Source organism: Methylobacterium mesophilicum, from assembly GCF_022179445.1.
Classification (GTDB): domain Bacteria; phylum Pseudomonadota; class Alphaproteobacteria; order Rhizobiales; family Beijerinckiaceae; genus Methylobacterium; species Methylobacterium mesophilicum.
This window is the reverse complement of the sequence record NZ_BPQU01000051.1, coordinates 1-23,666: the sequence shown is the minus strand read 5'-3', so window position 1 is coordinate 23,666 and position 23,666 is coordinate 1. Positions and strand designations below refer to the sequence as shown.

At 70.2% G+C, this 23,666-nt stretch carries 19 protein-coding genes; 15 read left to right on the top strand and 4 right to left on the bottom strand.

The window, feature by feature from the left end; genetic code table 11:
• Positions 1 to 179: 179 nt before the first annotated feature.
• From chlG to MFF40_RS26800, 4 genes are all read right to left on the bottom strand, one after another.
• Positions 180 to 1,064, bottom strand: coding sequence for a chlorophyll synthase ChlG (gene chlG, locus MFF40_RS26815; RefSeq protein ID WP_147857435.1), 885 nt, complete (start codon positions 1,062 to 1,064; stop codon positions 180 to 182).
• Between the two features lie 1,036 nt (positions 1,065 to 2,100).
• A complete protein-coding gene (locus MFF40_RS26810; RefSeq protein ID WP_238262918.1) occupies positions 2,101 to 3,522 on the bottom strand; it encodes a DUF2254 family protein in 1,422 nt (473 codons plus the stop codon).
• A 447-nt stretch (positions 3,523 to 3,969) separates the two neighbouring features.
• Positions 3,970 to 5,418 carry a transcriptional regulator PpsR gene (ppsR, locus tag MFF40_RS26805; RefSeq protein ID WP_147897715.1) on the bottom strand — a complete coding sequence of 483 codons (1,449 nt, stop codon included), beginning with the start codon at positions 5,416 to 5,418 and terminating at the stop codon, positions 3,970 to 3,972.
• A gap of 27 nt (positions 5,419 to 5,445) precedes the next feature.
• On the bottom strand, positions 5,446 to 6,357 hold the full coding sequence (locus MFF40_RS26800; RefSeq protein WP_147856958.1) for a cobalamin B12-binding domain-containing protein: 912 nt from the start codon (positions 6,355 to 6,357) through the stop codon (positions 5,446 to 5,448).
• A 325-nt stretch (positions 6,358 to 6,682) separates the two neighbouring features.
• Between MFF40_RS26800 and bchF the strand changes: the two genes are divergently transcribed.
• The 15 genes from bchF (at position 6,683) to bchI (ending at position 23,505) form a co-directional block, all read left to right on the top strand.
• Positions 6,683 to 7,189 carry a 2-vinyl bacteriochlorophyllide hydratase gene (gene bchF, locus MFF40_RS26795; RefSeq protein ID WP_147856957.1) on the top strand — a complete coding sequence of 169 codons (507 nt, stop codon included), beginning with the start codon at positions 6,683 to 6,685 and terminating at the stop codon, positions 7,187 to 7,189.
• On the top strand, positions 7,186 to 8,475 hold the full coding sequence (locus MFF40_RS26790; RefSeq protein ID WP_378995148.1) for a ferredoxin:protochlorophyllide reductase (ATP-dependent) subunit N: 1,290 nt from the start codon (positions 7,186 to 7,188) through the stop codon (positions 8,473 to 8,475). The genes bchF and MFF40_RS26790 overlap by 4 nt, the downstream gene beginning before the upstream one ends.
• 4 nt (positions 8,476 to 8,479) lie before the next feature.
• On the top strand, positions 8,480 to 10,063 hold the full coding sequence (gene bchB / locus MFF40_RS26785) for a ferredoxin:protochlorophyllide reductase (ATP-dependent) subunit B (protein WP_147897714.1): 1,584 nt from the start codon (positions 8,480 to 8,482) through the stop codon (positions 10,061 to 10,063).
• Entirely contained in the window at positions 10,053 to 13,799 is a 3,747-nt protein-coding gene (locus tag MFF40_RS26780; RefSeq protein ID WP_238262916.1) for a magnesium chelatase subunit H, read from the top strand. Before bchB ends, MFF40_RS26780 begins: the two co-directional genes overlap by 11 nt.
• Positions 13,796 to 14,689, top strand: coding sequence for a ferredoxin:protochlorophyllide reductase (ATP-dependent) iron-sulfur ATP-binding protein (bchL, locus tag MFF40_RS26775; RefSeq protein ID WP_147854053.1), 894 nt, complete (start codon positions 13,796 to 13,798; stop codon positions 14,687 to 14,689). The genes MFF40_RS26780 and bchL overlap by 4 nt, the downstream gene beginning before the upstream one ends.
• Entirely contained in the window at positions 14,689 to 15,444 is a 756-nt protein-coding gene (bchM, locus tag MFF40_RS26770; RefSeq protein ID WP_147854054.1) for a magnesium protoporphyrin IX methyltransferase, read from the top strand. Before bchL ends, bchM begins: the two co-directional genes overlap by 1 nt.
• A complete protein-coding gene (locus MFF40_RS26765; protein ID WP_147854055.1) occupies positions 15,441 to 16,871 on the top strand; it encodes a BCD family MFS transporter in 1,431 nt (476 codons plus the stop codon). Before bchM ends, MFF40_RS26765 begins: the two co-directional genes overlap by 4 nt.
• Before the next feature lie 18 nt (positions 16,872 to 16,889).
• Positions 16,890 to 17,669 (top strand): photosynthetic reaction center subunit H, encoded by a 780-nt coding sequence (gene puhA / locus MFF40_RS26760; protein WP_147854056.1) that lies wholly within the window; start codon positions 16,890 to 16,892, stop codon positions 17,667 to 17,669.
• Positions 17,666 to 18,322 carry a photosynthetic complex putative assembly protein PuhB gene (gene puhB, locus MFF40_RS26755; protein WP_147854057.1) on the top strand — a complete coding sequence of 219 codons (657 nt, stop codon included), beginning with the start codon at positions 17,666 to 17,668 and terminating at the stop codon, positions 18,320 to 18,322. The genes puhA and puhB overlap by 4 nt, the downstream gene beginning before the upstream one ends.
• Before the next feature lie 11 nt (positions 18,323 to 18,333).
• Positions 18,334 to 18,810: a photosynthetic complex assembly protein PuhC gene (gene puhC, locus MFF40_RS26750; protein WP_147854058.1), complete on the top strand. Its 477-nt coding sequence runs from the start codon at positions 18,334 to 18,336 to the stop codon at positions 18,808 to 18,810.
• Positions 18,810 to 19,106 carry an O2-dependent cyclase accessory protein gene (locus MFF40_RS26745; protein WP_147854059.1) on the top strand — a complete coding sequence of 99 codons (297 nt, stop codon included), beginning with the start codon at positions 18,810 to 18,812 and terminating at the stop codon, positions 19,104 to 19,106. Before puhC ends, MFF40_RS26745 begins: the two co-directional genes overlap by 1 nt.
• Positions 19,103 to 20,191: a magnesium-protoporphyrin IX monomethyl ester (oxidative) cyclase gene (gene acsF, locus MFF40_RS26740; protein ID WP_147897712.1), complete on the top strand. Its 1,089-nt coding sequence runs from the start codon at positions 19,103 to 19,105 to the stop codon at positions 20,189 to 20,191. The genes MFF40_RS26745 and acsF overlap by 4 nt, the downstream gene beginning before the upstream one ends.
• A gap of 1 nt (position 20,192) precedes the next feature.
• Positions 20,193 to 20,987 (top strand): putative photosynthetic complex assembly protein PuhE, encoded by a 795-nt coding sequence (puhE, locus tag MFF40_RS26735; protein WP_147854061.1) that lies wholly within the window; start codon positions 20,193 to 20,195, stop codon positions 20,985 to 20,987.
• Positions 20,988 to 21,097: 110 nt separating this feature from the next.
• On the top strand, positions 21,098 to 22,315 hold the full coding sequence (gene hemA / locus MFF40_RS26730; RefSeq protein ID WP_238262914.1) for a 5-aminolevulinate synthase: 1,218 nt from the start codon (positions 21,098 to 21,100) through the stop codon (positions 22,313 to 22,315).
• Between the two features lie 176 nt (positions 22,316 to 22,491).
• Positions 22,492 to 23,505: a magnesium chelatase ATPase subunit I gene (gene bchI, locus MFF40_RS26725; RefSeq protein ID WP_147854063.1), complete on the top strand. Its 1,014-nt coding sequence runs from the start codon at positions 22,492 to 22,494 to the stop codon at positions 23,503 to 23,505.
• Positions 23,506 to 23,666: the final 161 nt, after the last annotated feature.

The following is a 23,666-nucleotide window of genomic DNA, read 5'->3' as shown; positions in this document are numbered from 1 at the left end:
TGGCCCCCGAAGGGGGTCGGGAGAGGGGCAGCGCGACGCTGGTGGATGTGACTCCCGTCGCGACCTTTCCGGAGCCGTCGCTCCCCTCTCCCGACCCTCGCTTACGCGAAGCCCACCCTCCCCCGCAGAGGGGGGAGGGAAGGCGGTGGCGCTTCCCGCGCTCGAACCCGAAGGCGTCATCACGCCCCTCCCACCAGAGGTCGCAGCGCGAAGGCGGCGACCAGCATGCCGAGGACGTAGAGGGTCGTGCCGGTGCCGTTGTACCAGGCCGCCCGCTCGCGCGGGCTCTTCAGGAACCGGACCATCAGGGCGAATTGCCCGGCGAGCAACGCCGCCACCAGGGCGGCGTGGCCGGTGCGCTCCCAGGCGAACAGCAGCCCGATCACCACCACCTGCGGCACCGCCATGACCAGGCAGGCGAAGCGGGCGGCCCGGTCCGAGCCCATCTGCACCGGCAGGGACATCAGCCCCATGCGCCGGTCGCCCTCCACGGACTTGAAATCGTTGAGCGTCATGATCCCGTGGGCGCCGATGGAATACAGCAGGGCGACGAGCAGCACCCGCCGGTCGGGCAGGGCGGCGGCCATCACGGCGGCGCCGGTGAACCAGGGCAGGCCCTCGTAGCAGAGCCCGACCGCGGCATTCCCCCACCACCCGTTCTTTTTGAGACGCAGGGGCGGCGCGGAATAAATCCAGGCCAGCACCAGCCCGAACAAGGCGGCCCCGAGGATCCAGGGCCCCAGCGCCGCCGCGACCAGCAGCGACAGCAGGGTCCAGCCCAAGGCCAGGTAGAGGCCCCACCGGCCGGGTATACGCCCGGACGGGATCGGCCGGTTCGGCTCGTTGATCGCGTCGACGTGCCGGTCGAACCAGTCGTTGGCGGCCTGGCTCGTGGCGCAGACCAGCGGCCCGGCGAGCACGATGCCCGCGGCGATCACCGGCCATTGCCCGTGGGCCGGCTGTCCGGATGAGATCACCCCGCAGGCGAACGCCCACATCGGAGCGAACCAGGTGAGGGGCTTGAGCAGCTCGACGACTGCGCTCGGTGCGGGCGTGGCGGCCATGGACGCAGGCTACCGGGGCCGCCGGGCGTGTCAAGCTGGATTTACACTTGGCGAAACCGTGTCGCGGCGGCTTGGCGTACAAAGGCCCGGGAAGTTTACGAATACAAAATCCAATATCAGTCCAGCGCGACCACGACGGCGCGCGCGGCCGCCCGCTCGATCGTTCGCACGACCGAGCCGATGCGGGCCAGCCTTCGTCAACTCCACGAAGTCTGACGGCGCCGATTCTTCGTGAATCCCGGATGTTCGCCGGCCGCCGGACGCGGCACCGCGAAGTCTGGCGGGCCGCGGACCGGCCGGGGCCCCGCATCCGGGATCGTCCGCCGCGGATCGGACCGAGCCGCCCTGAAACGAAAAACAGCCCCGGGCTTGCGCCACGAGGCTGGAAGGTTGCCCCTCACTTTATTGCAGCGTGGCTGAAGCACAGGGCGCCACCTGAAGACACCCGCGCCGACGGATCGAGGGGAATGGACGTCGGCGCGGGCGGTGCCGGCTCGTCGCCGACAACTGGATTTTGCACAACCGATCCCGGAATGCACGGCGGAAAACCACGCAGGCACACAGATAATTCTCAGTCGTCGATCAAATTTTTGTCAGGCTTCGCGCTTCGATACTGCAACGAATTGAATACAAGATCACATATTCCGGCATTGCCTCGGAAGATCGCTGCGAATGCTACCTGTGATCTGCAGCAATCCCAGGATTCTCGCCCCACGATCCATACGAGCCCGCCCTGTCCTTGCCGGCCCGGGATGCCGGAGCCGATCATCGGGCCTCGCGCGCTTCCGCGGGGTCTGAGGCACCCCTTTCAGGGTGCTTGCGGCAGCGGACCGTCCCGCTTGCCTGCCGACGCTTGGTCCTTGCCGATGTCGTTCTGAGAACAACCCCGTCATCCCGTCTGGGGGATCAAACCTCGGGGGATGAATCTTCCAACCCGCGTAGCCCGTAGCCGCAACGGGGGCGGGCCGGTATGCCGCCAGGAAGCGTCGGGCGCACCGCCTTGCCCCAGGGCCCGGGACCCGGATCGCAGGCCCCGCTACGAGACCGTGCCGGGCACGCGGGTCGACCGGGAGTTGAGCCGGCCCAGGCTTTCCGCCAGCCCGGACGCGGCGTCGGACACGGCGCCCGCCACGGCGACGAAGCCGCGCGCCCGCAGCGCCTCCGTGAGGTCGGCCAGGGCGGCTTCGAGCTGGCGGGTCAGGACATGCTCGCCGAGGCTCGACAGCGCCCGGCTGGCGATGTCGGCGAGCCGGGCGGCGGTGGCCGGATCGACGTGGCGCAGCAGGATCGCCACACTGGTGAGGGCTTCGGCAAGCGTCTGGGACTGCATCGATTCCGAGGCCACCACGATCACGGCCTCCAGGGCGTCGGTGGCCGCGATCGGGGCGGCATCGCCGTACACGATGCCGGATCCCGCATCCTCGCCCGTTGCGGTCGCGCCGTCGCCCCAGTGCGCGATGATGTCCCGCAGGGCCTGGACGACCGAGAGCCCCGGGCTGGGATTCGACTTCGACGTGGACACCGAGGTCCACGCGATGGTGGCGAGCTGGTGCAGACCGTAGGTGGCATCGTTCCGGAGGTCGCGCCCGTCATCGTAGGACAGCGCCTTCAGCGCCTCCCCGACGACGGCCTCGCGCGCCGCCGCGTCGAGCGGCGCGCCGGGCCGGCCGCGCAGCCGGAACAGCGGATCGTGCAGAGCCCGGTAGGTCCCGACCGCGATCTCGAACTCGATCTCCGCGGCCCCGCCCGCATGCCGGTCCAGGGCCGCCTGGATCCGGTCGAGGTCGAAGCCGACGACGTAGCCGCACTCGCGGGAGCGGATCACGGCGACGACCGGCCAGTCGCCCCGGGCGGTCCTGCGGGTCGCGGCGAGCCGGCGCAGATCGGTCGCGCGGGCCTCCAGCACGCGGCCGTGGATGAACTGGATGATCTGGGCGGGCCGCATCTGGTCGATCGTGTTGTAGATCATCACGATGATCAGGCAGAGCGCAGAAGTGGTCAGCACCAGGGCCAGGGATGTGCCGAACACCGGCCGGTGAAAGCCGGTATTGGTCACGAGGGTCATCAGGACGAAGACCGACAGGCCGACGAAATACCCGAAGTAGAACTGGTTGGTGCGCCGGGCCATGAACTGGTCGGTCACCTGGGCGGTGAGCGCGGCCGCGCCCTGCTGCACGGCGATGAGCAGGAGGGAGAAGGTGATCGACGTCACCGTGATGATGCTCGACGCCACGGTGGTCAGCAGGCTGCCCAGGGCGGCGCTGTCGCCCAACAGGTCGCCGAGCCACCGGAAACCGGCCGGCGCCTGCCCGGCGGACCACGACCGGTCGGCGAGATAGATCAGGGCGTTCAATCCCACGAAGCCGAGCACGGTGGCCAGCGGCAGGGCGAGGAATTGCCGGAACGACCGCTTCACGGCGTTGAGGAACCGGTTCGGCAGCGACGTGATGGTGGCCATGCTCGACGTTCGCTGTCGCGCGGCGTGCGCTCGGGATGCGGTATGGCACGGATACGGGGGACCGTCCGCCCTCGGGGTGATGCGGATCGGACGACTTGTGCAACGTCCGCGCTTCACCGTGGGGGGGGGGCGGCCCTCGGCCACGCCTGCCGCCCACCCGCTGTCGGGCTACGATAGGCCCGCCCCCTGCCGGCCCCGATCTTCACACATCGCCCGGTGGATGTGGACCGACGCTAACCCCAAGCGCGTCTCCCTCCCCCCTCTGCGGGGGAGGGTGGGCACGTGATGGCCTCGGACAGACTGCTCATGCGGTCGAGAACCATCCGACTGCAACGTGTGAATCCGCAAGCCCACAAGGGGGAGGGGAAAAGGCCGTAAGCGTCGGCGCTTACGGCCAGGCCCGCTGGACGCAGCCGGCAGCCGCGCCTTCCCCAACCTCAAAAAGAATCACCCGTCATCGGCCGGTGAGTCGAGGTCGCCGACGCCGTAGCGGCGCATCTTGGCGTAGAGGCCCTGGCGGCTGAGGCCGAGCATCTCGGCCGCGGAGGCGCGGTTGTCCCGGGTGATCCGCAGGGCCGCCTCGATGCACAGCTTCTCGATCAGGTCGGTAGTCTCGCGGACCAGGGTCTTCATCGAGACCCGGCCGACCAGCTCGGCCATCTGCTCCACCGAGCGCGGCACGTCGCGGCTGCCGGCGAGCCGCCCCTCCGGGATCCGCCGCGGGGCGGAGCGGATCGCGAAGCCGAGGCACGGGCGGGACCCGGGCACCGAGACGGCGGCGACCTCGACATCCTCGACGCCGCCATAGGTGCCGCGGATCACGGTGGCGAAGCGGCGCACGGAACCGTGGTCCACGAGGCTGGCGAACAGGGCCTGCGCCTCGGTATCCTCGCGGCCGAGCCACTGGTCGAGGGTGCGGCCCCGGGCCTGGCTCTCGGTGGCGAGCTGCGCCAGCTCCAGGAAGGCGGCGTTGGCCATCAGGACCCGGCGGGCCGGATCGGTGACCACGAAGCCCTCGGGCATCGCCTCGATCACCGCGCGGGTCGGCGCCTCCTGGTCGGAGCCGGCCTCGGCGGCGGCCGAATCGGCCACGATCCGCATCAGCGCGCTCGGGCCGCCCTCGCCGCGGAACAGCGACACCGAGACCGTGACCTCGCCGCGCCCGTGCGGCAGCGCGGCCCGCAACTCGCCGGCCTGCCCGGTCGCCCGCAGGGCGGCGAACTGCGCTTCCAGGGAGCGGGCGCTGCCCGCCTCGAACAGGTCGACCGCGTCCTGGCCGGCCAGCCGCTTGGCCGGGCGGCCGAGCAGGCGTGCGGCGGCGGGGTTCGCCTCGATCACCCGGCGGGTGCCGGCATCGAGCACCAGCACCGGCTCGCCGGAGATCTGGAACAGCAGCCGGTACCGGGTCTCGGCGGCGCGCAGGCGGTCGTAGTCGCGCTCAAGGGCCTGCTGGGCGTCGGTGAGCCGGCGCTGGAGCGCGGCCACCGCCCGCATGTCCCGGCCGAGGATCAGGATCGGGCCGCCCTCCACCGAGCGCAGGGAGGCGTAGCGGATCGGCAGGTCGACGCCGCTGGGGGAGGGGTGGTTGATCTGCCGCCAGCGGGTGATGCCGCCGGTCTGGGCGTCGCGCAGCAGCGCGTCGACCTTCGGCCGGCTCTCGATCGTCACGGTGTCGATCCAGCGCCGCCCGAGCCAGCCGGGGATGTTCTCGGCGTCGAGGTCGGCAGCCGCCGTCGCATCCCGAATCACCCCGTCGGCATCCACCACCAGGGACAGGTCGGCCGATGCCGCGACGAGGCGTCCGACCGCCTCTCCGTCGAGGTGGCCGGCCACCTGGAGCAGCGCCTGAGGCGGCGGCTGCGGGGTGGGGTGAGGCTGGGGCGTCACGATCACCATTGCGTGAGAGTTGAAAATTTGCCCCTTTCAGCAGGCCATGGCCCGTCTGTCCAGCAAAGCTTCGGCGGTCGCCGGCGCCAAGCAGCCGTCCGGCGCGCAAGCGTCCGCCCCGACGATGCCCGCCTCGCCGCCGTAGCGCGCGAAATACGGGCCGCCGACGATGACCCGGACCTCCGGGTTGCTGGAGGCTTTCCGGACATCCGTCACGGTGCCGGACAGCGCCGGCAGGAACACGTCGCAGGACAGTGACAGGCCGACCACGTCGAACCACTCCGCGCGCAGCAGGGTCAGGGGATCGACCCCGGGGCCGGGGACCGCCGTGGTCACGTCCCAGCCGGCCTCGCGGAAGAAGCTCGCGACGATCGACAGGCCGAAATGGTGGGTCTCGCCGGGGCAGGGCAGCAGCAGCACGCTGCGGCCGTTGGCCGGCACGGTCTCGTCCTCGAGCTGCGCGCAGAGGCGCCGGCTCACCGCCTGCAGCCGGCCGAGTCCCTCGGTCACGGCCAGGAAATCGCAGGCGTCCTCCTCCCAGAGTTCCCCGAGATGGCGCGCGGCCGGGGCGAGCAGGTCGAGCAGCAGGCGCGGCAGCGGCAGCCCGCCCTCGCGCAGCGCGGAGACCTGGCCGTCCAGGTCGATCGGCCCGGGGGCCAGAAGCAGGGCGCTGAAGGCCGCGATCTCCTCCGGGCTCGGCGCCCGGTCGCTCTGGGCCCGGCGCCCGACTGGCCGGTGGGCCATCATCAGGCGGGGCAGGATCTCCGCCTCGACCAGGCGGGCCAGCGCGTCCGGCACCGCCTTGTCGTCGGAGGAGGGGCGCGGGATGGCTTGGTGGCGCACCCGCGGCCCGTCGCCGTAGGCCGACAGTCCGTCGCCCATCGCGCCGCATCCGCCCGCGATCGGACCAGGATCCAGACGCTCACCGAAATGCCTCCAGTCTCCCATCGGCATCCCTCCCAGAAGCGGCCCCGACCCGGGTGGGCCGGCGGTTCCGCAAGCGCGTCGAGTGCGGCGTTGCCCGCCGGTCTTCTCAAGTCTTCGTCGTCGCAGATCCTCGAATCGAACCAGCCAAGCCATCGAAAGCGTCGACCAGCGTTCGGAACGATACCTGAGCCGTCGATCTTGGCAATGACTTGGAACAAAGAAAATATATCAAACCGGTGTCACTCCAACAAGGCGTCAAGCGGACTTGACACTTTTGGTGCCGCGGCCCTAGCCTCTGCCAACGATGACACCCGACGGGCGTCGCCGAGCACAGGGGAGCGGATGCATGGGTCCCGGGGACCGGCCATCACGACCGCTCTACACGTCCGCCCAGCGCCAGAGACGCGACGCCTCGCCCTGGACGCTGGTGCAGGGGCTGCTCGCCCCGCTGCAATTCCTGATCTTCCTGGTGAGTCTGGTCCTGGTGCTGCGGGCGCTCGCCACCGGGCACGGCCTGTTCGCCGCCCAAGTTTCGGTCGTCGCCAAGACCCTGGCACTCTACGCGATCATGGTCACCGGCTCGATTTGGGAAAAGGTCGTATTCGGCCGCTGGCTGTTCGCCCCGGCCTTCTTCTGGGAGGACGTGGTCAGCATGCTGGTGCTTGCGCTCCACACCGCCTACCTCGCCGCACTGATCACCGGCGCCCTGGATGAGCGGGCCCTGCTGATCCTCGCGCTGGCGGCCTACGCCACCTACGTGATCAACGCCGGCCAGTTCCTGCTCAAGCTCCGGGCCGCCCGCCTGGGAGGCCTCGACGCCGACCGGCCGCATCTGGCGGAGGCGCTGTCGTGAACGCGCCCGTCCAACCGCCCGTCACTGCAACATCGGCCGCCTGCGGCAGCATCGATTTCCATCAGGAGCACGGTCAGCGCGCGGTGTTCTGCGGGCTCACCGGCATCGTCTGGCTGCACCGGAAGATCCAGGACGCGTTCTTCCTGGTGGTCGGCTCCCGCACCTGTGCCCACTTGATCCAGTCGGCGGCCGGGGTGATGATCTTCGCCGAGCCGCGCTTCGCCACTGCGATCATCGACGAGCGCGACCTCGCCGGCATCGCCGACGCCAACGAGGAACTCGACCGGGTCGTCACCCGGCTGATCGAGCGCCGGCCCGACATCAAGCTGCTGTTCCTCGTGGGCTCCTGCCCGTCCGAGGTGATCAAGCTCGATTTGTCCCGGGCGGCCCAACGCCTGTCGGGGCGCCTCGCGCCGGTGCGGGTGTTGAACTATTCCGGCTCCGGCATCGAGACGACCTTCACGCAGGGCGAGGATGCCTGCCTGGCCGCCCTCGTGCCGGAGTTGCCCCGGTCATCCGCCGATGCAGAGCCGTCGCTCCTGATCGTCGGCGCACTGGCGGACGTGGTTGAGGACCAGTTCGTCCGGATGTTCTCCGCGATGGGGATCACGGACGTCCGGTTCCTTCCGGCCCGCCGCGCCGGAGCCATGCCGGCGGTCGGACGAAACACCCGCTACCTGCTGGCCCAGCCATTCCTGGCCGATACCGCCCGGGCCCTCGACGAGCGCGGCGCCCACCGCCTCGCCGCTCCGTTCCCGCTCGGCGCCGAGGGCACCACCGGCTGGCTGCAGGCGGCCGCCGAGGCGTTCGACGTTGCCGACGAATCCTTCGCGGCAGCGACCGCGGCCGGTCGCGCTAGGGCTCAGACCGCGCTTGCGGCCCACCGCGAAAATCTCACTGGCAAGCGGGTGTTCTTCTTCCCCGACTCCCAGCTCGAAGTGCCGCTTGCCCGGTTCCTCGCCCGCGAACTCGGCGCGGAACTCGTCGAGGTCGGGACCCCGTACCTCCACCGGGCGCATCTGGCGGCCGAGATCGAGATGCTGCCGGCGGGGACCCGCGTGACCGAGGGCCAGAGCCTCGACGACCAGATGGACCGCTGCCGGGCGGCGCGTCCGGACCTCACAGTCTGCGGCCTCGGTCTCGCCAACCCGCTTGAGGCCGAGGGCCTGTCGACCAAGTGGTCGATCGAACTGCTGTTTACGCCCGTGCAGGGCTACGAGCAGGCCGGCGACCTTGCCGAATTGTTCGCGCGTCCGCTCCGGCGTCGCGCGCTGTTGGAGGTGTAGGGCGATGCAGCTCACCCTCTGGACCTACGAAGGCCCCCCGCATATCGGCGCGATGCGCGTCGCCACCGCGATGACCGGGCTGCACTACGTGCTGCACGCACCGCAGGGCGATACCTACGCGGACTTGCTGTTCACGATGATCGAGCGGCGCGATGCCCGCCCGCCGGTCACCTACACGACCTTCCGGGCGCAGGATCTCGGCCGCGATACCGCCGAGCTGTTCAAGACCTCGGTCGCCGCCGCCTACGCGCGCTTCCAGCCGCAGGCGATGATCGTCGGCGCCTCCTGCACCGCCGAGCTGATCCAGGACGATCCGGGCGGGCTGGCCAAGGCCCTCGACCTACCGATCCCGGTGATCCCGCTGGAGCTGCCGGCCTATCAGAAGAAAGAGAACTGGGGCGCGTCAGAGACCTTCTATCGGCTGGTCCGGGCGCTCGCCGGAGCCCCGGGCCCGCGTCCAGCGCACGAGCCGGGCCGGCGTCCGCTCTGCAACATCCTCGGCCCGACGGCGCTCGGCTTTCGCCACCGCGACGACCTGATCGAGATCCGCAGGCTGCTCGATACGCTCGGGGTCGACGTGAACGTGGTGGCGCCGCTGGGTGCCAGCCCGGCCGACCTCGGTCGCCTCAAGGAGGCCGACTTCAACGTCGTGCTCTACCCGGAGACCGCTCGCAGCGCAGCCGAGTATCTGAAGAAGAGTTTCGGGCAGCCGTTTACCCGTGAGGTGCCGCTCGGCGTCGGCGCCACGCGCCGCTTCGTCGCCGAGGTTGCGGACCTCGCCGGCCTCGATCCGGCGCCGCTCCTCGACGGCCCCGGCTCGCGGCTCCCGTGGTACTCGCGCTCTGTCGATTCGACCTACCTGACCGGCAAGCGCGTCTTCGTGTTCGGCGACGCCACGCACGCCATCGGCATCGCCCGGATGGCGGCGCGGGAGCTCGGCTTCACCGTCGTCGGCCTTGGAACCTACAGCCGCGAATTCGCCCGCGAAGTTCGGGCCGAGGCCGCCGAGCACGGCGTCGAGGCTCTGGTCACCGACGATTATCTCGACGTCGAGGCCGCGATCCGCGCCGCCGCCCCCGAGTTGGTCCTCGGGACCCAGATGGAGCGCCACGTCGCCAAGCGGCTCGGCATCCCCTGTGCGGTCATCTCAGCCCCGATCCACGTCCAGGACTTCCCGGCGCGCTACGCTCCGCAATTGGGTTTCGAGGGCGCCAACGTCCTGTTCGACACCCTGGTCCATCCGTTGATGATGGGCTTGGAGGAGCACCTGCTCGGGATGTTCCGGGAGGACCCCGAATTCCACGACGGCGTCGGGCCCTCGCATCTCGGCGGCAACGCCCTCGCGGTCTCCACGCCGGAAGCATCCGAGGCGGCCGATCCGGCACCGCCGGCGGCGATCCTCCTCGACGAGGACGTCGTGATCACGGCCGCGTCCTGGGCGCCCGAGGCCGAGAAGGAGCTGAAGAAAATCCCGTTCTTCGTGCGCGGCAAAGCGCGCAGCAACACGGAGAAATTCGCCCGTGAGCGGCGGCTGCCGCTCATCACCCTCGAAACCCTCTACGACGCCAAGGCGCATTATGGCCGCTAGAGCGCTCACCGCCGGCCAGGCGGCCGGCTCGGCCAAGGCGGACGCATCCAAGCGTCGGCCGCCGATCCGAGTCGTCATCGTCACGCTCGACAACCACCTCGCGAGCGCGGTGGAGCGGGCACGCCTGCGCCTGCGGTCCGAGATGCCGGGGGTGGTGCTCGGCTTCCATGCCGCGGCGGAGTGGGACAACGATCCCGCCTCGCTCGACGCCTGCCGGGGTGACATCGCGCAGGCCGACATCGTGCTTTCGGCCATGCTGTTCATGGATGAGCACGTCCGGGCGATCCTCCCGGCGCTCGCGGCCCGGCGCGACGATTGCGACGCGATGGTCGGCTGCATGTCGGCGAGCGCGGTGGTGAAGACGACCAGGCTCGGCCGCTTCGATATGAGCGGCAACAAGCGCAGCGCCCTCGACTTCCTGAAGAAGCTGCGTGGCAAGCCCGGCCAGCAGGGCAATGCTGGCCGGCAGATGGCGCTGGTGCGCAAGCTGCCGAAGATCCTGCGCTTCATTCCGGGCTCGGCGCAGGACGTGCGCGCCTATTTCCTGACCCTGCAATACTGGCTCGCCGGCTCGGACGAGAACGTCGCCGCCCTGGTCCGCTTCCTGGTGCACCGCTACGCCGCCGGCGCCCGCGTGGCGTGGCGCGAGGGACCGGCCGCGCCTGCCCCGCTCGACTATCCCGAGACCGGCCTCTACCACCCCCGCCTGGCCGGCCGGATGGGCCAGGATCCGTCCCGGCTGCCCCGCAACACCGACGCGAAGGGCCGCGTCGGGCTGCTGCTGATGCGCAGCTACGTGCTGGCCGGCAACACCGCCCATTACGACGGGGTGATCGCCGCCCTCGAAGCCCGGGGCCTTGAGGTGGTGCCGGCCTTCGCCAGCGGCCTCGACAACCGTCCGGCCGTGGACGCCTTCTTCATGCAGGACGGGCGCGCCCGCATCGACGCCCTGGTGTCGCTCACCGGCTTCTCGCTCGTCGGCGGCCCGGCCTACAACGACGCCGCCGCCGCCGAGGCGATGTTGGCCCGGCTCGACGTGCCCTACATCGCCGCCCAGGCGCTGGAATTCCAGACGATCGAGCAGTGGGAGGCGGGCGAGCGCGGCCTGTCACCCGTGGAGGCGACCATGATGGTCGCGATTCCCGAACTCGACGGCGCCACCGCGCCGATGGTGTTCGGCGGCCGCTCGTCGGCCTCCGGCAGCGACAACGCCCGGGACATGCGCGCCCATCCCGAACGGGTCGCGCGGCTGGCCCAGCGGGTGCGGAGCCTCGTGTCCCTACGCAGGACGCCCAAGGCCGAGCGTAAGATCGCCGTGGTGCTGTTCAACTTCCCGCCGAATGCCGGCGCCACCGGCACGGCGGCGTTCCTGTCGGTTTACGCCTCGCTGCTCAACACCCTGAAGGGCCTGGCCGGGGAAGGCTACACCGTGGATGTCCCGGAGACCGTCGACGCCCTGCGCAACGGGATCCTCGAGGGCAACGCCAAGCGCTACGGGACCCAGGCCAACGTCCACGCCCGCATCCCGGCGGAGAACCACGTGCGCCGGGAGACCTACCTGGCCGAGATCGAGGCCCAGTGGGGCCCGGCACCTGGCCGCCACCAGACCAACGGCGCCGACCTGTTCGTGCTCGGCGCGCAGTTCGGTAACGTCTTCGTCGGGGTGCAGCCGGCCTTCGGCTACGAGGGCGACCCGATGCGGCTGCTGTTCGAGCGCGGCTTCGCGCCGACGCACGCGTTCTCGGCCTTCTACCGCTACCTGCGCGAGGATTTTTCCGCCGACGCCGTGCTGCATTTCGGGACGCACGGGGCGCTCGAATTCATGCCCGGCAAGCAGACCGGCCTGTCCGAGGCCTGCTGGCCGGAGCGGATGATCGGGGCGCTGCCGAACATCTACCTCTACGCCGCCAACAACCCGTCCGAGGGGACGCTCGCGAAGCGCCGCTCCGCCGCGACCCTGGTGAGCTACCTCACCCCGAGTCTGGCCACCGCCGGGTTGTATCGCGGGCTGCTCGACCTGAAGAGCTCGATGGAGCGCTGGCGCGGGCTCGATCTCGAAGCGGCGGCCGAGCGCGAGACCCTCGCCCGGATGATCCAGTACCAGGGCGCGGCCCTCGACCTCGTGGCCGCCGAGCCGGCCTGGACCGGCGATCTCGGCGTCCGGGTCGGCGACCTCTGGTCCGCCGTTCAGGAGTTGGAGCAGACCCTGATCCCGCACGGGCTGCACGTGGTCGGCGAAGGTGTCCCGGAGGAGGAGCGGATCGATCTGCTGCTCGCCCTGGCGGAGGCCTCGCACGGGCTGAAGCCGGACCGTGCGGGCATAGCCGCCCTGGTCGCCGGCGCCGGCATCGAGACCGCCTTCGCGGCCTCCGGGCTGCCCGGCGATCCCGAGACCCGCACCGCCTTCTCGGACCTCGCCCGGAGCGAAACCCTGCTGGCGCGGGACCACGAGGTCCCGGCCCTGCTGCGGGCGCTCGACGGCCGCTTCATCCCGCCGGTGGCCGGGGGCGACCTTCTGCGCAACCCCGCGATCCTGCCGACCGGACGCAACATCCACGGCTTCGACCCGTACCGCCTGCCCTCGACCTTCGCGGTGGCCGATGGCGTCCGGCAGGTCGAGCGCATCCTCGAGCGCTTCGCCGCAGACGGCAAACCCTATCCCGAGAGCGTCGCCCTGGTCCTGTGGGGGACCGACAATCTCAAGAGCGAGGGCGGCCCGATCGCGCAGGCGCTGGCCCTGATCGGCGCAGCCCCGCGCTTCGACGGCTACGGCCGGCTCAGCGGCGCCGAGCTGATCCCGTTGGAAACCCTCGGCCGCCCGCGGATCGACGCGGTGGTCACCCTCTCGGGTATTTTTCGAGATTTGCTGCCGCTCCAGACCAAGCTCCTCGCGGAAGCATCCTTCCTCGCCGCTACAGCCGACGAGCCGCTGGAAAAGAACTTCGTCCGGAAGCACGCGCTGGCAATCCAGGCGGAGCAGGGCTGCGACTTGGAGACCGCTGCGCTGCGGGTCTTCTCGAACGCCGAGGGCGCCTACGGAGCCAACGTCAACCAACTGGTCGATTCGGGGGCCTGGGACGACGATGCCGAGCTGTGCGAGACGTTCTCGCGGCGCAAGAGCTTCGCGTATGGCCGCACGGGCAAGCCGGCGCCGCAGCGGGCCCTGATGCAGGCGGTGCTGGCTTCGGTCGACATGGCCTACCAGAACCTCGACTCGGTCGAGGTCGGCGTCACCTCGGTGGACCATTACTTCGACGGGCTCGGCGGCATGGGCCGGGCGGTGGCGAAGGCCCGCGGCGCGGCGGTGCCGATCTACATCAGCGACCAGACCCGCGGGGAGGGGCGCGTGCGCTCCCTGGAGGAGCAGGTGGCGCTGGAGACGCGCACCCGCATGCTCAACCCGAAATGGTACGAAGGCCTGCTCGGCCACGGCTACGAGGGCGTGCGCCAGATCGAATCCCACCTGACCAACACGGTCGGCTGGTCGGCCACCGCCAACGCGGTCCAGCCCTGGATCTACGAGCGGATCACCGAGACCTACGTGCTCGACCCGGCCATGCGCGAACGCATGGCCTCCCTCAACCCCACCGCCTCCGCCAAGGTCGCCCAACGGCTGATCGAGGCTCACCGGCGCGGCTTCTGGACTCCGAACGCAGAGATGCGGGACGCCCTCGACCGGGCCGAGGAGGAATTGGAAGATCGTCTCGAAGGCGTCACCGCAGGAGTCGCCGCATGAACATCGCCATTCGCAACCCGGTCGTTGCCCGGAAGGAAGAAGGCAGTCTCCAGGTCGCCCTCGACCCGGACCTGAAGATCGACACCGCGAAGGTGTTCGCGGTCTACGGCAAGGGCGGGATCGGCAAGTCCACCACCTCGTCGAACCTGTCGGTGGCGTTCTCGAAGCTCGGCAAGCGGGTGCTGCAGATCGGCTGCGACCCAAAGCATGACTCGACCTTCACGCTGACCAAGCGACTCGCCCCGACGGTCATCGACGCCCTGGAAGCGGTGAACTTCCATTCGGAGGAGCTGCGCGTCGAGGACTTCGTGGTCGAGGGCTACAACGGCGTGATGTGCGTCGAGGCCGGCGGGCCGCCCGCGGGCACGGGCTGCGGCGGCTACGTGGTCGGCCAGACCGTGAAGCTCCTCAAGGAGCATCACCTGCTCGAGGATACCGACGTCGTCGTGTTCGACGTGCTGGGCGACGTGGTCTGCGGCGGCTTCGCCTCACCGCTCCAGCATGCCGACCGGGCGCTGATCGTCACCGCCAACGACTTCGACTCGATCTTCGCGATGAACCGGATCGTGGCGGCGATCCATGCCAAGTCCAAGAACTACCCGGTGCGGCTCGGCGGCGTCATCGCCAACCGCTCGGCCAAGACCGACGAGATCGACCGGTTCAACGACGCGGTCGGCCTGAAGCGGCTGGCGCACTTTCCCGACCTCGACGTGGTCCGCCGCTCGCGGCTCAAGAAGTCGACCCTATTCGAAATGGAATCCACCCCGGAGCTCGACGCCGTGACGGCCGAGTACATGCGGCTGGCCGAGACGCTCTGGGCCGGCGGGGAGCCATGCGAGGCCCTGCCGATGAAGGACCGCGACCTGTTCGAATTTTTGGGATTCGATTGATGGCGGGCGCCAGCTACGACACCCGCAGGGGTGAACTGACCACCTACTTCGACCGCACCGCGGTCGAGGCCTGGTCGCGCCTGACCTCCGATGCGCCGGTGAGCCGGATCCGCGCCACCGTGCGGGCCGGCCGGGACGCGATGCGCGGGACGCTGCTCTCCTGGCTGCCCGCCGACATGACCGGCCTGCGCCTGCTCGATGCCGGCTGCGGTACCGGGGCGCTCAGCGTCGAGGCCGCACGGCGCGGCGCGGAAGTTGTCGCTATCGACGTCTCGCCGACCCTGGTCGAACTCGCACGGGAGCGCCTGCCGGCGATATCCGGCGCCGGCCGGATCGACTTCCGCGTCGGCGACATGCTCGACCCGGATCTCGGCCGCTTCGACCACGTGGTCGCGATGGATTCGCTGATCCATTACCGCGCCGCCGACATCGTCCGGGCCCTCGCTGTCCTGGGCGCCCGCACCGACGGCTCGGTGCTGTTCACGGTGGCGCCCCGCACGGCGCTGCTGACCCTGATGCACGCGGCCGGACAGTTCTTCCCCCGCGGCGACCGCTCGCCGGCGATCGTTCCGGTGACGGAGGGCGGGCTCCGGCGGCGCATCTCTTCGGAGCCGGCGCTCGACCGGTTCGCCTGGGCGCGGAGTCACAGGGTCAACAGCGGTTTCTACCTGTCGAACGCGGTTGCGCTGACACGGACGCGCCCGTCCGGGCCTTCCGAACGCGGGGACGCGACCCGGCCCGGGGCGTCGTCATGAGTACGGCCTCCCAGAAACTCACCCGCGCCCTGATGCGCCTCGGCCCGGCGATCCTGCCCTTCGCGGACGCCGCCACCGTCGAGTTGCCGATGGGGCGTCTGCTGCGGCTCGCCCTGTTCCAGGTCACGGTCGGTATGGCGGCGGTGCTGCTGATCGGCACGCTCAACCGGGTGATGATCGTCGAACTCGGCGTGCCGGCCTGGATCGTCGCCGTGATGCTTGCCCTGCCGCTGATCTTCGCGCCGTTGCGGGCCCTGGTCGGGTTCCGTTCGGACACGCACCGCTCGGTCCTGGGCTGGCGGCGGGTGCCGTATATCTGGTTCGGCACCCTGCTCCAGTTCGGCGGCCTGGCGATCATGCCGTTCGCGCTGCTGATCCTGTCCGGCGACACCACCGGCCCACTCTGGGTCGGGGACGTGGCGGCGGCCTTCGCGTTCCTGCTGGTCGGAGCCGGTCTGCACACCACCCAGACGGTCGGCCTCGCCCTCGCCACCGACCTCGCCCCCGCGCATGCCCGGCCGAAGGTGGTGGCCCTGCTATGCGTCGCGCTGCTGTTCGGCATGATGGCAAGCGCCCTCCTGTTCGGGCTGTTCCTGGCCCACTTCTCCCCCGTGCGGCTGATCCAGGTGATCCAGGGCGCGGCCCTGGTGACCATCGTGCTGAACGGGATCGCCCTGTGGAAGCAGGAGCCGCGCGACCCGAACCGGAGCCGGACCGCCCCGGCGCGGGACTTCCGCTCCTCCTGGCGCGACTATGCCGGGCAGGGTGCCGCGCGGCGGCGCCTCGTGGCGATCGGGCTCGGCACCGCGGGGTTCTCGATGCAGGATATCCTTCTGGAGCCCTATGGCGGCCAGATCCTCCATCTCTCGGTCGGGGCGACCACGGCACTGACAGCGCTTCTCGCCGCCGGCGGTGGGCTCGGCCTGCTGATTGCCGCCCGCTGGCTCGGGCGCGGCGGCGACCCGTTCCGGGTCTCGGCGGTGGGCGTCGGCATCGGCATCCTGGCGTTCTCGGCGGTGGTCTTCGCGGCGCCGCTGGCCTCGTCCGACCTGTTCGCGGCCGGTGTGAGCCTGATCGGGCTGGGCGGCGGCCTGTTCGCCCACGGCACGCTCACCGCCTCGATGAACCGCGCCGGCCCCGAGGATACCGGGCTGGCGCTCGGGGCCTGGGGCGCCGTGCAGGCGACCGCAGCCGGCCTCTCGATCGCCGCCAGCGGCGTGGTGCGCGACGTCGGCGGCGCCATCGCCCAGTCGGGGGTGCTTGGCGAGGGCATGAACGAGCCCGCGATCGGCTACCTCATCGTCTACCACATCGAGATCGCCCTCCTGTTCGCGGCCCTGATCGCCCTGGGTCCGCTCGTGCGGGAGGACGCGCGTGCAACGGTTCGAGATCGCCTCGGCGGCACCCTTGCCGAACGGACGGCCTGAGACTCGGGGAGGACAACCATGCCAACCGGCGCCATTACGGGTTACGTCGACGTCGCCCAGGTCGTGCTCTACGCCTTCTTCATCTTCTTCGCCGGCCTTGTGTTCTGGCTGCGCCGGGAAGATCGCCGGGAGGGCTATCCGCTGGAGAACGAGATCGTCGGTCGCCGCAAGGCGCCGGATCCGGTCCTGATCCCGCGCTCCAAGGCGTTCCACCTGCCGGGCGGCGAGACCACCTACGCGCCGCAGGCGATGCAGGGCCGCGACGACATCGAGACCGGGATCCCGGCCCGCAAGGTCGAGCCCTGGCCCGGCGCGCCGTACGAGCGGACCGAAACGTCGCTCCAGGCCGGCGTCGGCCCCGGTTCCTGGGTCGTCCGCCACGACGTCCACGACAGGACCTGGGACGACGAGAAGCGGATTGTGCCCTTGCGGGTCGCCACCGCCTTCGTCGTCCACGAGGACGGCCCGAACCCGATCGGCATGACCGTGTTCGGCACCGATAACGGGGTGGCGGGCGTCGTCAGCGACGTCTGGATCGACCGCGGCGAATCGCTGATCCGCTACTACGAGGTCGAATTGCCCACGGGCGGACGCCGGCTGATGCCGTCCGCGTTCTGCCGGGCCGGCGGCTTCACCAAGACGGTGAAGTCCGAAGCCCTGCTCGCCGATCAGTTCGCCGACATCCCGGCGACCCGGGATCCCGACAGCATCACCTTCCTGGAGGAGGAGCGGATCATGGCCTATTTCGGCGCCGGCACGCTCTACGCCACCCCGGCCCGGGCGGAGCCCCTGCTATGAGCGGCGATTTCCTGCCCGAGGGCACCCTGCGCGGGTTGCCGGGCCCGCTTCCGGCGGGCGAGCGCATCCTGTGGCAGGGTGCGCCGACCACCGGGGGCGCGCTGATCCGGATCTATCACGCCCGCCTGGTCGCCGCCTGGTTCGCCGCCTGCGCCCTGGCCTTCGGGCTCAGCGCCGGTTCGCCCGCGGCGGCGCTCTCCACCGTGGGGCCGACGCTGGTGGTCGGAGCGGTCGGATTGGCCCTGCTCCGTCTGTTCGCATGGCTGACCCACCGCACCACGGTCTACACGATCACCAACCGCCGGGTGGTGCTGCAGGCCGGGATCGCCCTGCCGGTGACCCACAACGTGCCCTTCGCCCAGATCGAGGGTGCGGCGTTGCGTGCCTTCACGGACGGGAGCGGAGACTTGCCGCTCCAGTTGCGGCCGGGCCTCCGCATCGCCTACCTTCAACTGTGGCCGCATGCCCGGCCCTGGCGTCTCGGCCGGACTCAGCCCATGCTGCGATCCGTGCCCGATGCGGATGCGGTCGCGATGGTCCTGGCGCGGGCGATCGAGGCCCATGCCGAGGCGTCTCAGACGGTGCGGCCCATGATCGTCCCGCGTCCGCGGGCGGTCCAAGACAATCCCGGCCGCCTCGTTGCGGCCGAGTAGGGAGAGGCGCGATGGGCGAGCGGGCGGAGAGCGTCGGCCGATCAGCAGGACCGGCACCGGCCCTGCTGATGATCGGTGCGGGCGCGCTGATGGGCTTCTCCATGCTGGCCGTCCTGATCGGGCGCAGCGAGGGCATCGGCATGATCGCCCTGCCGCCGGCCAAGCCGGTCGAGCGGCTCGAATTCCGCGCTGAGGATCAGGTCGACGGCTCGATCGCCCTGCGCAACGCCGCCGACCGTCAGATCGTCGCCTGGATCCGGCCCGGCGAGGACGGCTTTCTGCGCGGGACGCTGCGGGGCTTGGCCCAGGCCCGCCAGCGCGACGGCCTCGGCCAGGAACAGCCGTTCAGCCTGACCCGCTACGACGACGGCCGCCTCTCGCTCGCCGACGACGCCACCGGCCGCCGGGTGCCTCTCGAGGCGTTCGGCCCGACCAATGCCGGCGCCTTCGCCCGGCTGCTCGCCGCCGCCAGCCCGGGGACACGCTGATGGGCCTGTTCGGGAGCCGCACCGTCACTGTGCCCTGCACGGTCGAGATCGAGCAGACGCCCGAGAGCCTGCACGCGCATGTGACCCTGGATTCCGGCTTCGAGATCGAGCCCGGCGACGAGGTCCAGGTCCACGACGCGCCGACCTCCGTACCCTATGGCGAGCGGCTCACCGTCCGCCGCACCGCCACCGTCACCCGGGCCGGTCCGCTTGAGCGGGCCTGGACCAAGCTCGTCGCCCATCTCGAACTGACCGAACTCTACGAGGTCAGTTTTTCCGAGAGGAGGAAGCTGTGAACGCTCCTGTCCCGCCGCTCTCCGGCCAGCCGGTCCCGAAAACGCCGGTCAACGAATCGACCAAGGCCGCCCAGGAGACGACCTTCCTGAGCCCGCGCTTCTACACCACCGATTTCGTCGAGCTCGACCGCACCGATGTCGAGCCCGTGCGCCGGGACTGGGATCTTCTCATCGCCGAGTTGCGCGACGACCCTAACAAGCGCCACTTCACCCGCAACGCCGACTTCGACTGCGACCTGTCGCAGATGGAGCCCGAGTTGCGGAAGGAGTTTCTGGACTTTCTGGTCTCGTCGATCACCGCCGAGTTCTCCGGCTGCGTGCTCTACGCCGAGATGAGAAAGCGCGCCAAGAACAAGGACATCAAGGAACTGTTCGGCTTCATGAGCCGCGATGAGGCCCGCCACGCCGGCTTCATCAACGACACGCTCAAGGATTTCGGCATCGGCGTGGACCTGGGCTTCCTCACAAAGTCGAAAAAATACACGTTCTTCCGGCCGAAGTTCATCTTCTACGCGACGTACCTGTCCGAGAAGATCGGATACGCCCGCTACATCACGATCTTCCGCGAGTTGGAGAAGCACCCGGAGCGGCGCATCCATCCGATCTTCAAGTGGTTCGAGCTGTGGTGCAACGACGAGTTCCGCCACGGCGAGGCGTTCGCGCTGTTGATGCGCGCCAACCCCAAGCTGACCAGCGGCATCAACCGCTACTGGATCCGGTTCTTCCTGCTGGCGGTTTTCGCCACGATGTACGTGCGTGACCATCACCGCCCAGCCTTCCACGCCGCGCTCGGGGTCGATCCGACCGACTACGATTACAGGGTTTTCCGCATCACCTCCGAGATCTCGCGGCAGACCTTCCCGCTGGAGCTCGACCTCGACAACCCGAAGTTCCACGCCGGCCTGGAGACGCTGCTCGCCTGCTCCCGGGCGATCGCGGAAGCCCGGGCCCAGGGCGGCGTCCTGGGTAAGCTGAAGCACGGAGTCCAAGTGCTGCGCGCGGCCGCCACCTTCGTCCAGCTCTACCTCCTGCCGGTCAAGGCGAACGCCCTGCCGGCCGATATCCGTCTCCAGCCGGTCTGGTAGAATGGGGACCTACGCCGCGCCGGTGGTCTACGCGCTTCTGCTCTGGTGGTTCTCCACCGGGCTGATCCTGCTGCTCGACCATGCGCCGCGGCGCACGCATCCCTGGAGCATGGCCGGCGCGACGCTGCTGCTTGCCGGCGCCCTGGTGGCGATCCGTACCAGCGCCCAGACCACCAGCGCTGCCGGGGCCTACACGGCCTTCACGGCGGCCCTGGTGGTCTGGGGCTGGCAGGAGATGAGCTATTACATGGGCTTCCTGTCGGGCCCGAAGCCGGTCGCTTGCGCGCCGGGCCTGCGCGGTCTCGACCGGTTCCTGGCGGCGCTCGCCACCAGCCTGTGGCACGAATTCGCCATCGTGATCGGCGGCCTGGTGATCCTGGCGCTGGTCTGGGGCGGGGCCAACACCATCGCGTTGTGGACCTACGGCGCCCTGGTGGTGATGAACCTGTCGGCGCGGCTCAACCTGTTCCTCGGGGTGCGCAACCTGCACGCCGAGTTCCTGCCGGATCACCTCGGCTACCTGGCCTGTTACCTCTCGCGCAAGCCGATGAACCTGCTGTTCCCGGTCTCGGTGAGCCTCGGGACCATCGCGGCGGGGTTGCTCGGGCGGGCGGCGCTCGGCCCGGACCTGCTGGCGCATGAGCTCGTCGGCTTCACCGTGCTGGCGACCCTGATGGCGCTGGCTACGCTCGAACACTGGTTCCTGATGCTGCCGCTGCCCTCGGCCGAATTGTGGCGGTGGAGCCTGCCGGCCCGCGGGCCCGACGGCGCGGCACGGCCGCGGGACAACGGGTAGACCCGGCCATCACAACGGGAGTTCGCGCGCGCACCACTTTGGAACTGGTCTCGTGCGAAATCCAACCTCACAGGCGGGGGCAACCCGCGAACCAATCGGGGAGAGGCGACATGGACTACGAGACCTTCTTCGGAGCCGAGATCGCCGGACTCCACCGCGAGGGACGCTACCGGGTCTTCACCGATCTCGAGCGCCACGCCGGCAACTTCCCGCACGCGACGCATCATCACTCGTCGGGCACGCGCCCGGTCACGGTCTGGTGCTCGAACGACTATCTCGGCATGGGCCAGCACCCCGCGGTCACCGGGGCGATGCACGAGGCGATCGACCGCTGCGGTGCCGGGGCCGGCGGCACCCGCAACATCTCCGGCACCAACCACTACCATGTGCTCCTGGAGCAGGAACTGGCCGACCTCCACGGTAAGGAGGCGGCCCTGCTGTTCACCTCCGGCTACGTGTCGAACTGGGCGGCGCTGGGGACCCTGGCGTCGCGGCTGCCGGGTTGCGCGGTCTTCTCGGATTCGGAGAACCACGCCTCGATGATCGAGGGCATCCGGTTCTCCCGGGCCGAGCGCCACATCTTCCGTCACAACGACCCGGAGGATCTGAACCGTAAGCTCGCCATGGTCGACCCGGCCCGTGCGAAGCTGGTCGCCTTCGAGTCGGTCTATTCCATGGACGGCGACATCGCCCCGATCGACGAGATCTGCGACGTCGCCGAAGCGCATGGGGCGCTCACCTATTTGGACGAGGTCCACGCAGTCGGCCTCTACGGCGCACGGGGCGGCGGCATCTCGGAGCGCGACGGCGTCGCCCACCGCCTCGACGTGATCGAAGGGACGCTCGGCAAGGCGTTCGCGGTCCATGGCGGCTACATCACCGCCTCGGAGAAGCTCTGCGACTTCGTGCGCAGCTTCGCCTCGGGCTTCATCTTCACGACCTCGCTGCCCCCCGCGGTGGCGGCGGGCGCGGCGGCCTCGATCCGCCACCTGAAGGCCAGCGGCACAGAGCGCGCCCGCCACCAGGAGCGCGTCGCCAAGGTTCGCCAGGCCCTGGAGGCCGCCGACATCCCGGTGATGCCCAACGACAGCCACATCGTGCCGGTGATGGTCTGCGATCCGGTGCTGTGCAAGGCGATCTCCGACACCCTGCTCGACGAGTTCAGCATCTACGTGCAGCCGATCAACTACCCGACGGTCGCCCGCGGCACCGAACGCCTGCGGATCACCCCGTCGCCGCTGCACACGGACGCGGATATTGCGAACCTGGTCGGGGCGCTGTCCACGATCTGGGCGCGGATCGGGCTCCGGCAGAAGGCGGCGGAGTAGGGGTTCCCTTCTCCCACCCGCTCCCTCATCCTGAGGGCCCGCGCCAGCGGGCGTCGACGGAGCCCTCAAGCCGGCAACCCGATCTCCCCGGAGGCCTCGTTCGAGGCCTCCGCTGCGCTTCGGCACCTCAGGATGAGGGGGTGGATCGGATCCCACCAGCAGCATCGAGTCACCGCGTGCCAACCTTCCCCTTCTCGGCCATCGTCGCGCAGGACGAGATGCGCCAGGCGCTGCTGATCGCCGCCGTGGATCCCTCCATCGGCGGCGTGCTGGTGTTCGGCGACCGCGGCACGGGCAAGTCCACGGCGATCCGGGCGCTGGCCGCCCTGCTGCCGCCGATGCGGGCGGTGGTCGGCTGTCCGTACAGGTGCGATCCCGACAGCCCGGCCGAATCCTGCCCGCACTGCGCGGCCACGCCGGGCCCGCGCAAGAGTCACAAGACGGCGGTGCCGGTGGTGGACCTGCCGCTGGGTGCCACCGAGGACCGGGTGGTCGGCACCCTCGACCTGGAGCGGGCGCTCGGCGCCGGCGTGAAGGCATTCGAGCCGGGGCTGCTGGCCCGGGCCAATCGCGGCTTTCTCTACATCGACGAGGTGAACCTGCTGGAGGACCACTTGGTGGATCTCCTGCTCGACGTGGCGGCCTCCGGGATCAACACCGTGGAGCGCGAGGGCCTCAGCCTGCGCCACCCCGCCAAGTTCGTCCTGGTCGGTTCCGGCAACCCGGAGGAGGGGGAGCTGCGCCCGCAGCTCCTCGACCGGTTCGGGCTGGCCTGCGAGGTCGCGACCCCGCGGGACATCGCCACCCGGATTGCGGTGGTGCGCGCGCGCGACGCCTACGAGCGCGACCCCGAGGGGTTCTGCGCCGCCCGCGCGCGGGACGAGGCCGCGATCCGGAAGAAGATCCTGCTGGCCCGGGAGCGCCTTCCGGGCCTGACGGTGCCGGATTCGGCGCTGGAGCGCGCCGCGCAGCTCTGCCTGGCGCTCGGCACCGACGGCCTGCGCGGCGAACTCACCTTGATGCGCACAGCCCGGGCCTTGGCGGCCCTCGACGGCGCCGGGTCGGTCACGGACGACCACATCCGCCGGGTCGCCCCGGCCGCCCTGCGCCACCGCCTGCGCCGCAACCCGCTGGACGAATCCGGCTCGACCGCCCGGGTCGAGCGGGCGCTGGCGGAGGTATTTTCGTGACGGGGCCGGCGCCTCTCACCTCTGGAAGGCATCCGGCTCGCACGTCTGAAGATGAAGCGGGGGTCCCCTCTCCCGTGCGGGAGAGGGACAGGGTGAGGGATGCGACTGCTCCGGAAAAACCTGGTCCCTCACCCCAACCCTCTCCCGCACGGGAGAGGGGG

Excerpts from the sequence above, each read along its gene's own strand:
- MFF40_RS26780 (WP_238262916.1), top strand. The coding sequence starts at position 10,053 with ATGGCCGCTAGAGCGCTCACCGCCGGCCAGGCGGCCGGCTCGGCCAAG.
- hemA (WP_238262914.1), top strand. The coding sequence starts at position 21,098 with ATGGACTACGAGACCTTCTTCGGAGCCGAGATCGCCGGACTCCACCGC.
- MFF40_RS26810 (WP_238262918.1), bottom strand. The coding sequence starts at position 3,522 with ATGGCCACCATCACGTCGCTGCCGAACCGGTTCCTCAACGCCGTGAAG.
- MFF40_RS26745 (WP_147854059.1), top strand. The coding sequence starts at position 18,810 with ATGGGCCTGTTCGGGAGCCGCACCGTCACTGTGCCCTGCACGGTCGAG.
- bchL (WP_147854053.1), top strand. The coding sequence starts at position 13,796 with ATGAACATCGCCATTCGCAACCCGGTCGTTGCCCGGAAGGAAGAAGGC.
- chlG (WP_147857435.1), bottom strand. The coding sequence starts at position 1,064 with ATGGCCGCCACGCCCGCACCGAGCGCAGTCGTCGAGCTGCTCAAGCCC.
- ppsR (WP_147897715.1), bottom strand. The coding sequence starts at position 5,418 with ATGGTGATCGTGACGCCCCAGCCTCACCCCACCCCGCAGCCGCCGCCT.
- MFF40_RS26800 (WP_147856958.1), bottom strand. The coding sequence starts at position 6,357 with ATGGGAGACTGGAGGCATTTCGGTGAGCGTCTGGATCCTGGTCCGATC.
- puhC (WP_147854058.1), top strand. The coding sequence starts at position 18,334 with ATGGGCGAGCGGGCGGAGAGCGTCGGCCGATCAGCAGGACCGGCACCG.
- bchF (WP_147856957.1), top strand. The coding sequence starts at position 6,683 with ATGGGTCCCGGGGACCGGCCATCACGACCGCTCTACACGTCCGCCCAG.
- MFF40_RS26765 (WP_147854055.1), top strand. The coding sequence starts at position 15,441 with ATGAGTACGGCCTCCCAGAAACTCACCCGCGCCCTGATGCGCCTCGGC.
- bchB (WP_147897714.1), top strand. The coding sequence starts at position 8,480 with ATGCAGCTCACCCTCTGGACCTACGAAGGCCCCCCGCATATCGGCGCG.
- puhE (WP_147854061.1), top strand. The coding sequence starts at position 20,193 with ATGGGGACCTACGCCGCGCCGGTGGTCTACGCGCTTCTGCTCTGGTGG.
- bchM (WP_147854054.1), top strand. The coding sequence starts at position 14,689 with ATGGCGGGCGCCAGCTACGACACCCGCAGGGGTGAACTGACCACCTAC.
- puhA (WP_147854056.1), top strand. The coding sequence starts at position 16,890 with ATGCCAACCGGCGCCATTACGGGTTACGTCGACGTCGCCCAGGTCGTG.
- puhB (WP_147854057.1), top strand. The coding sequence starts at position 17,666 with ATGAGCGGCGATTTCCTGCCCGAGGGCACCCTGCGCGGGTTGCCGGGC.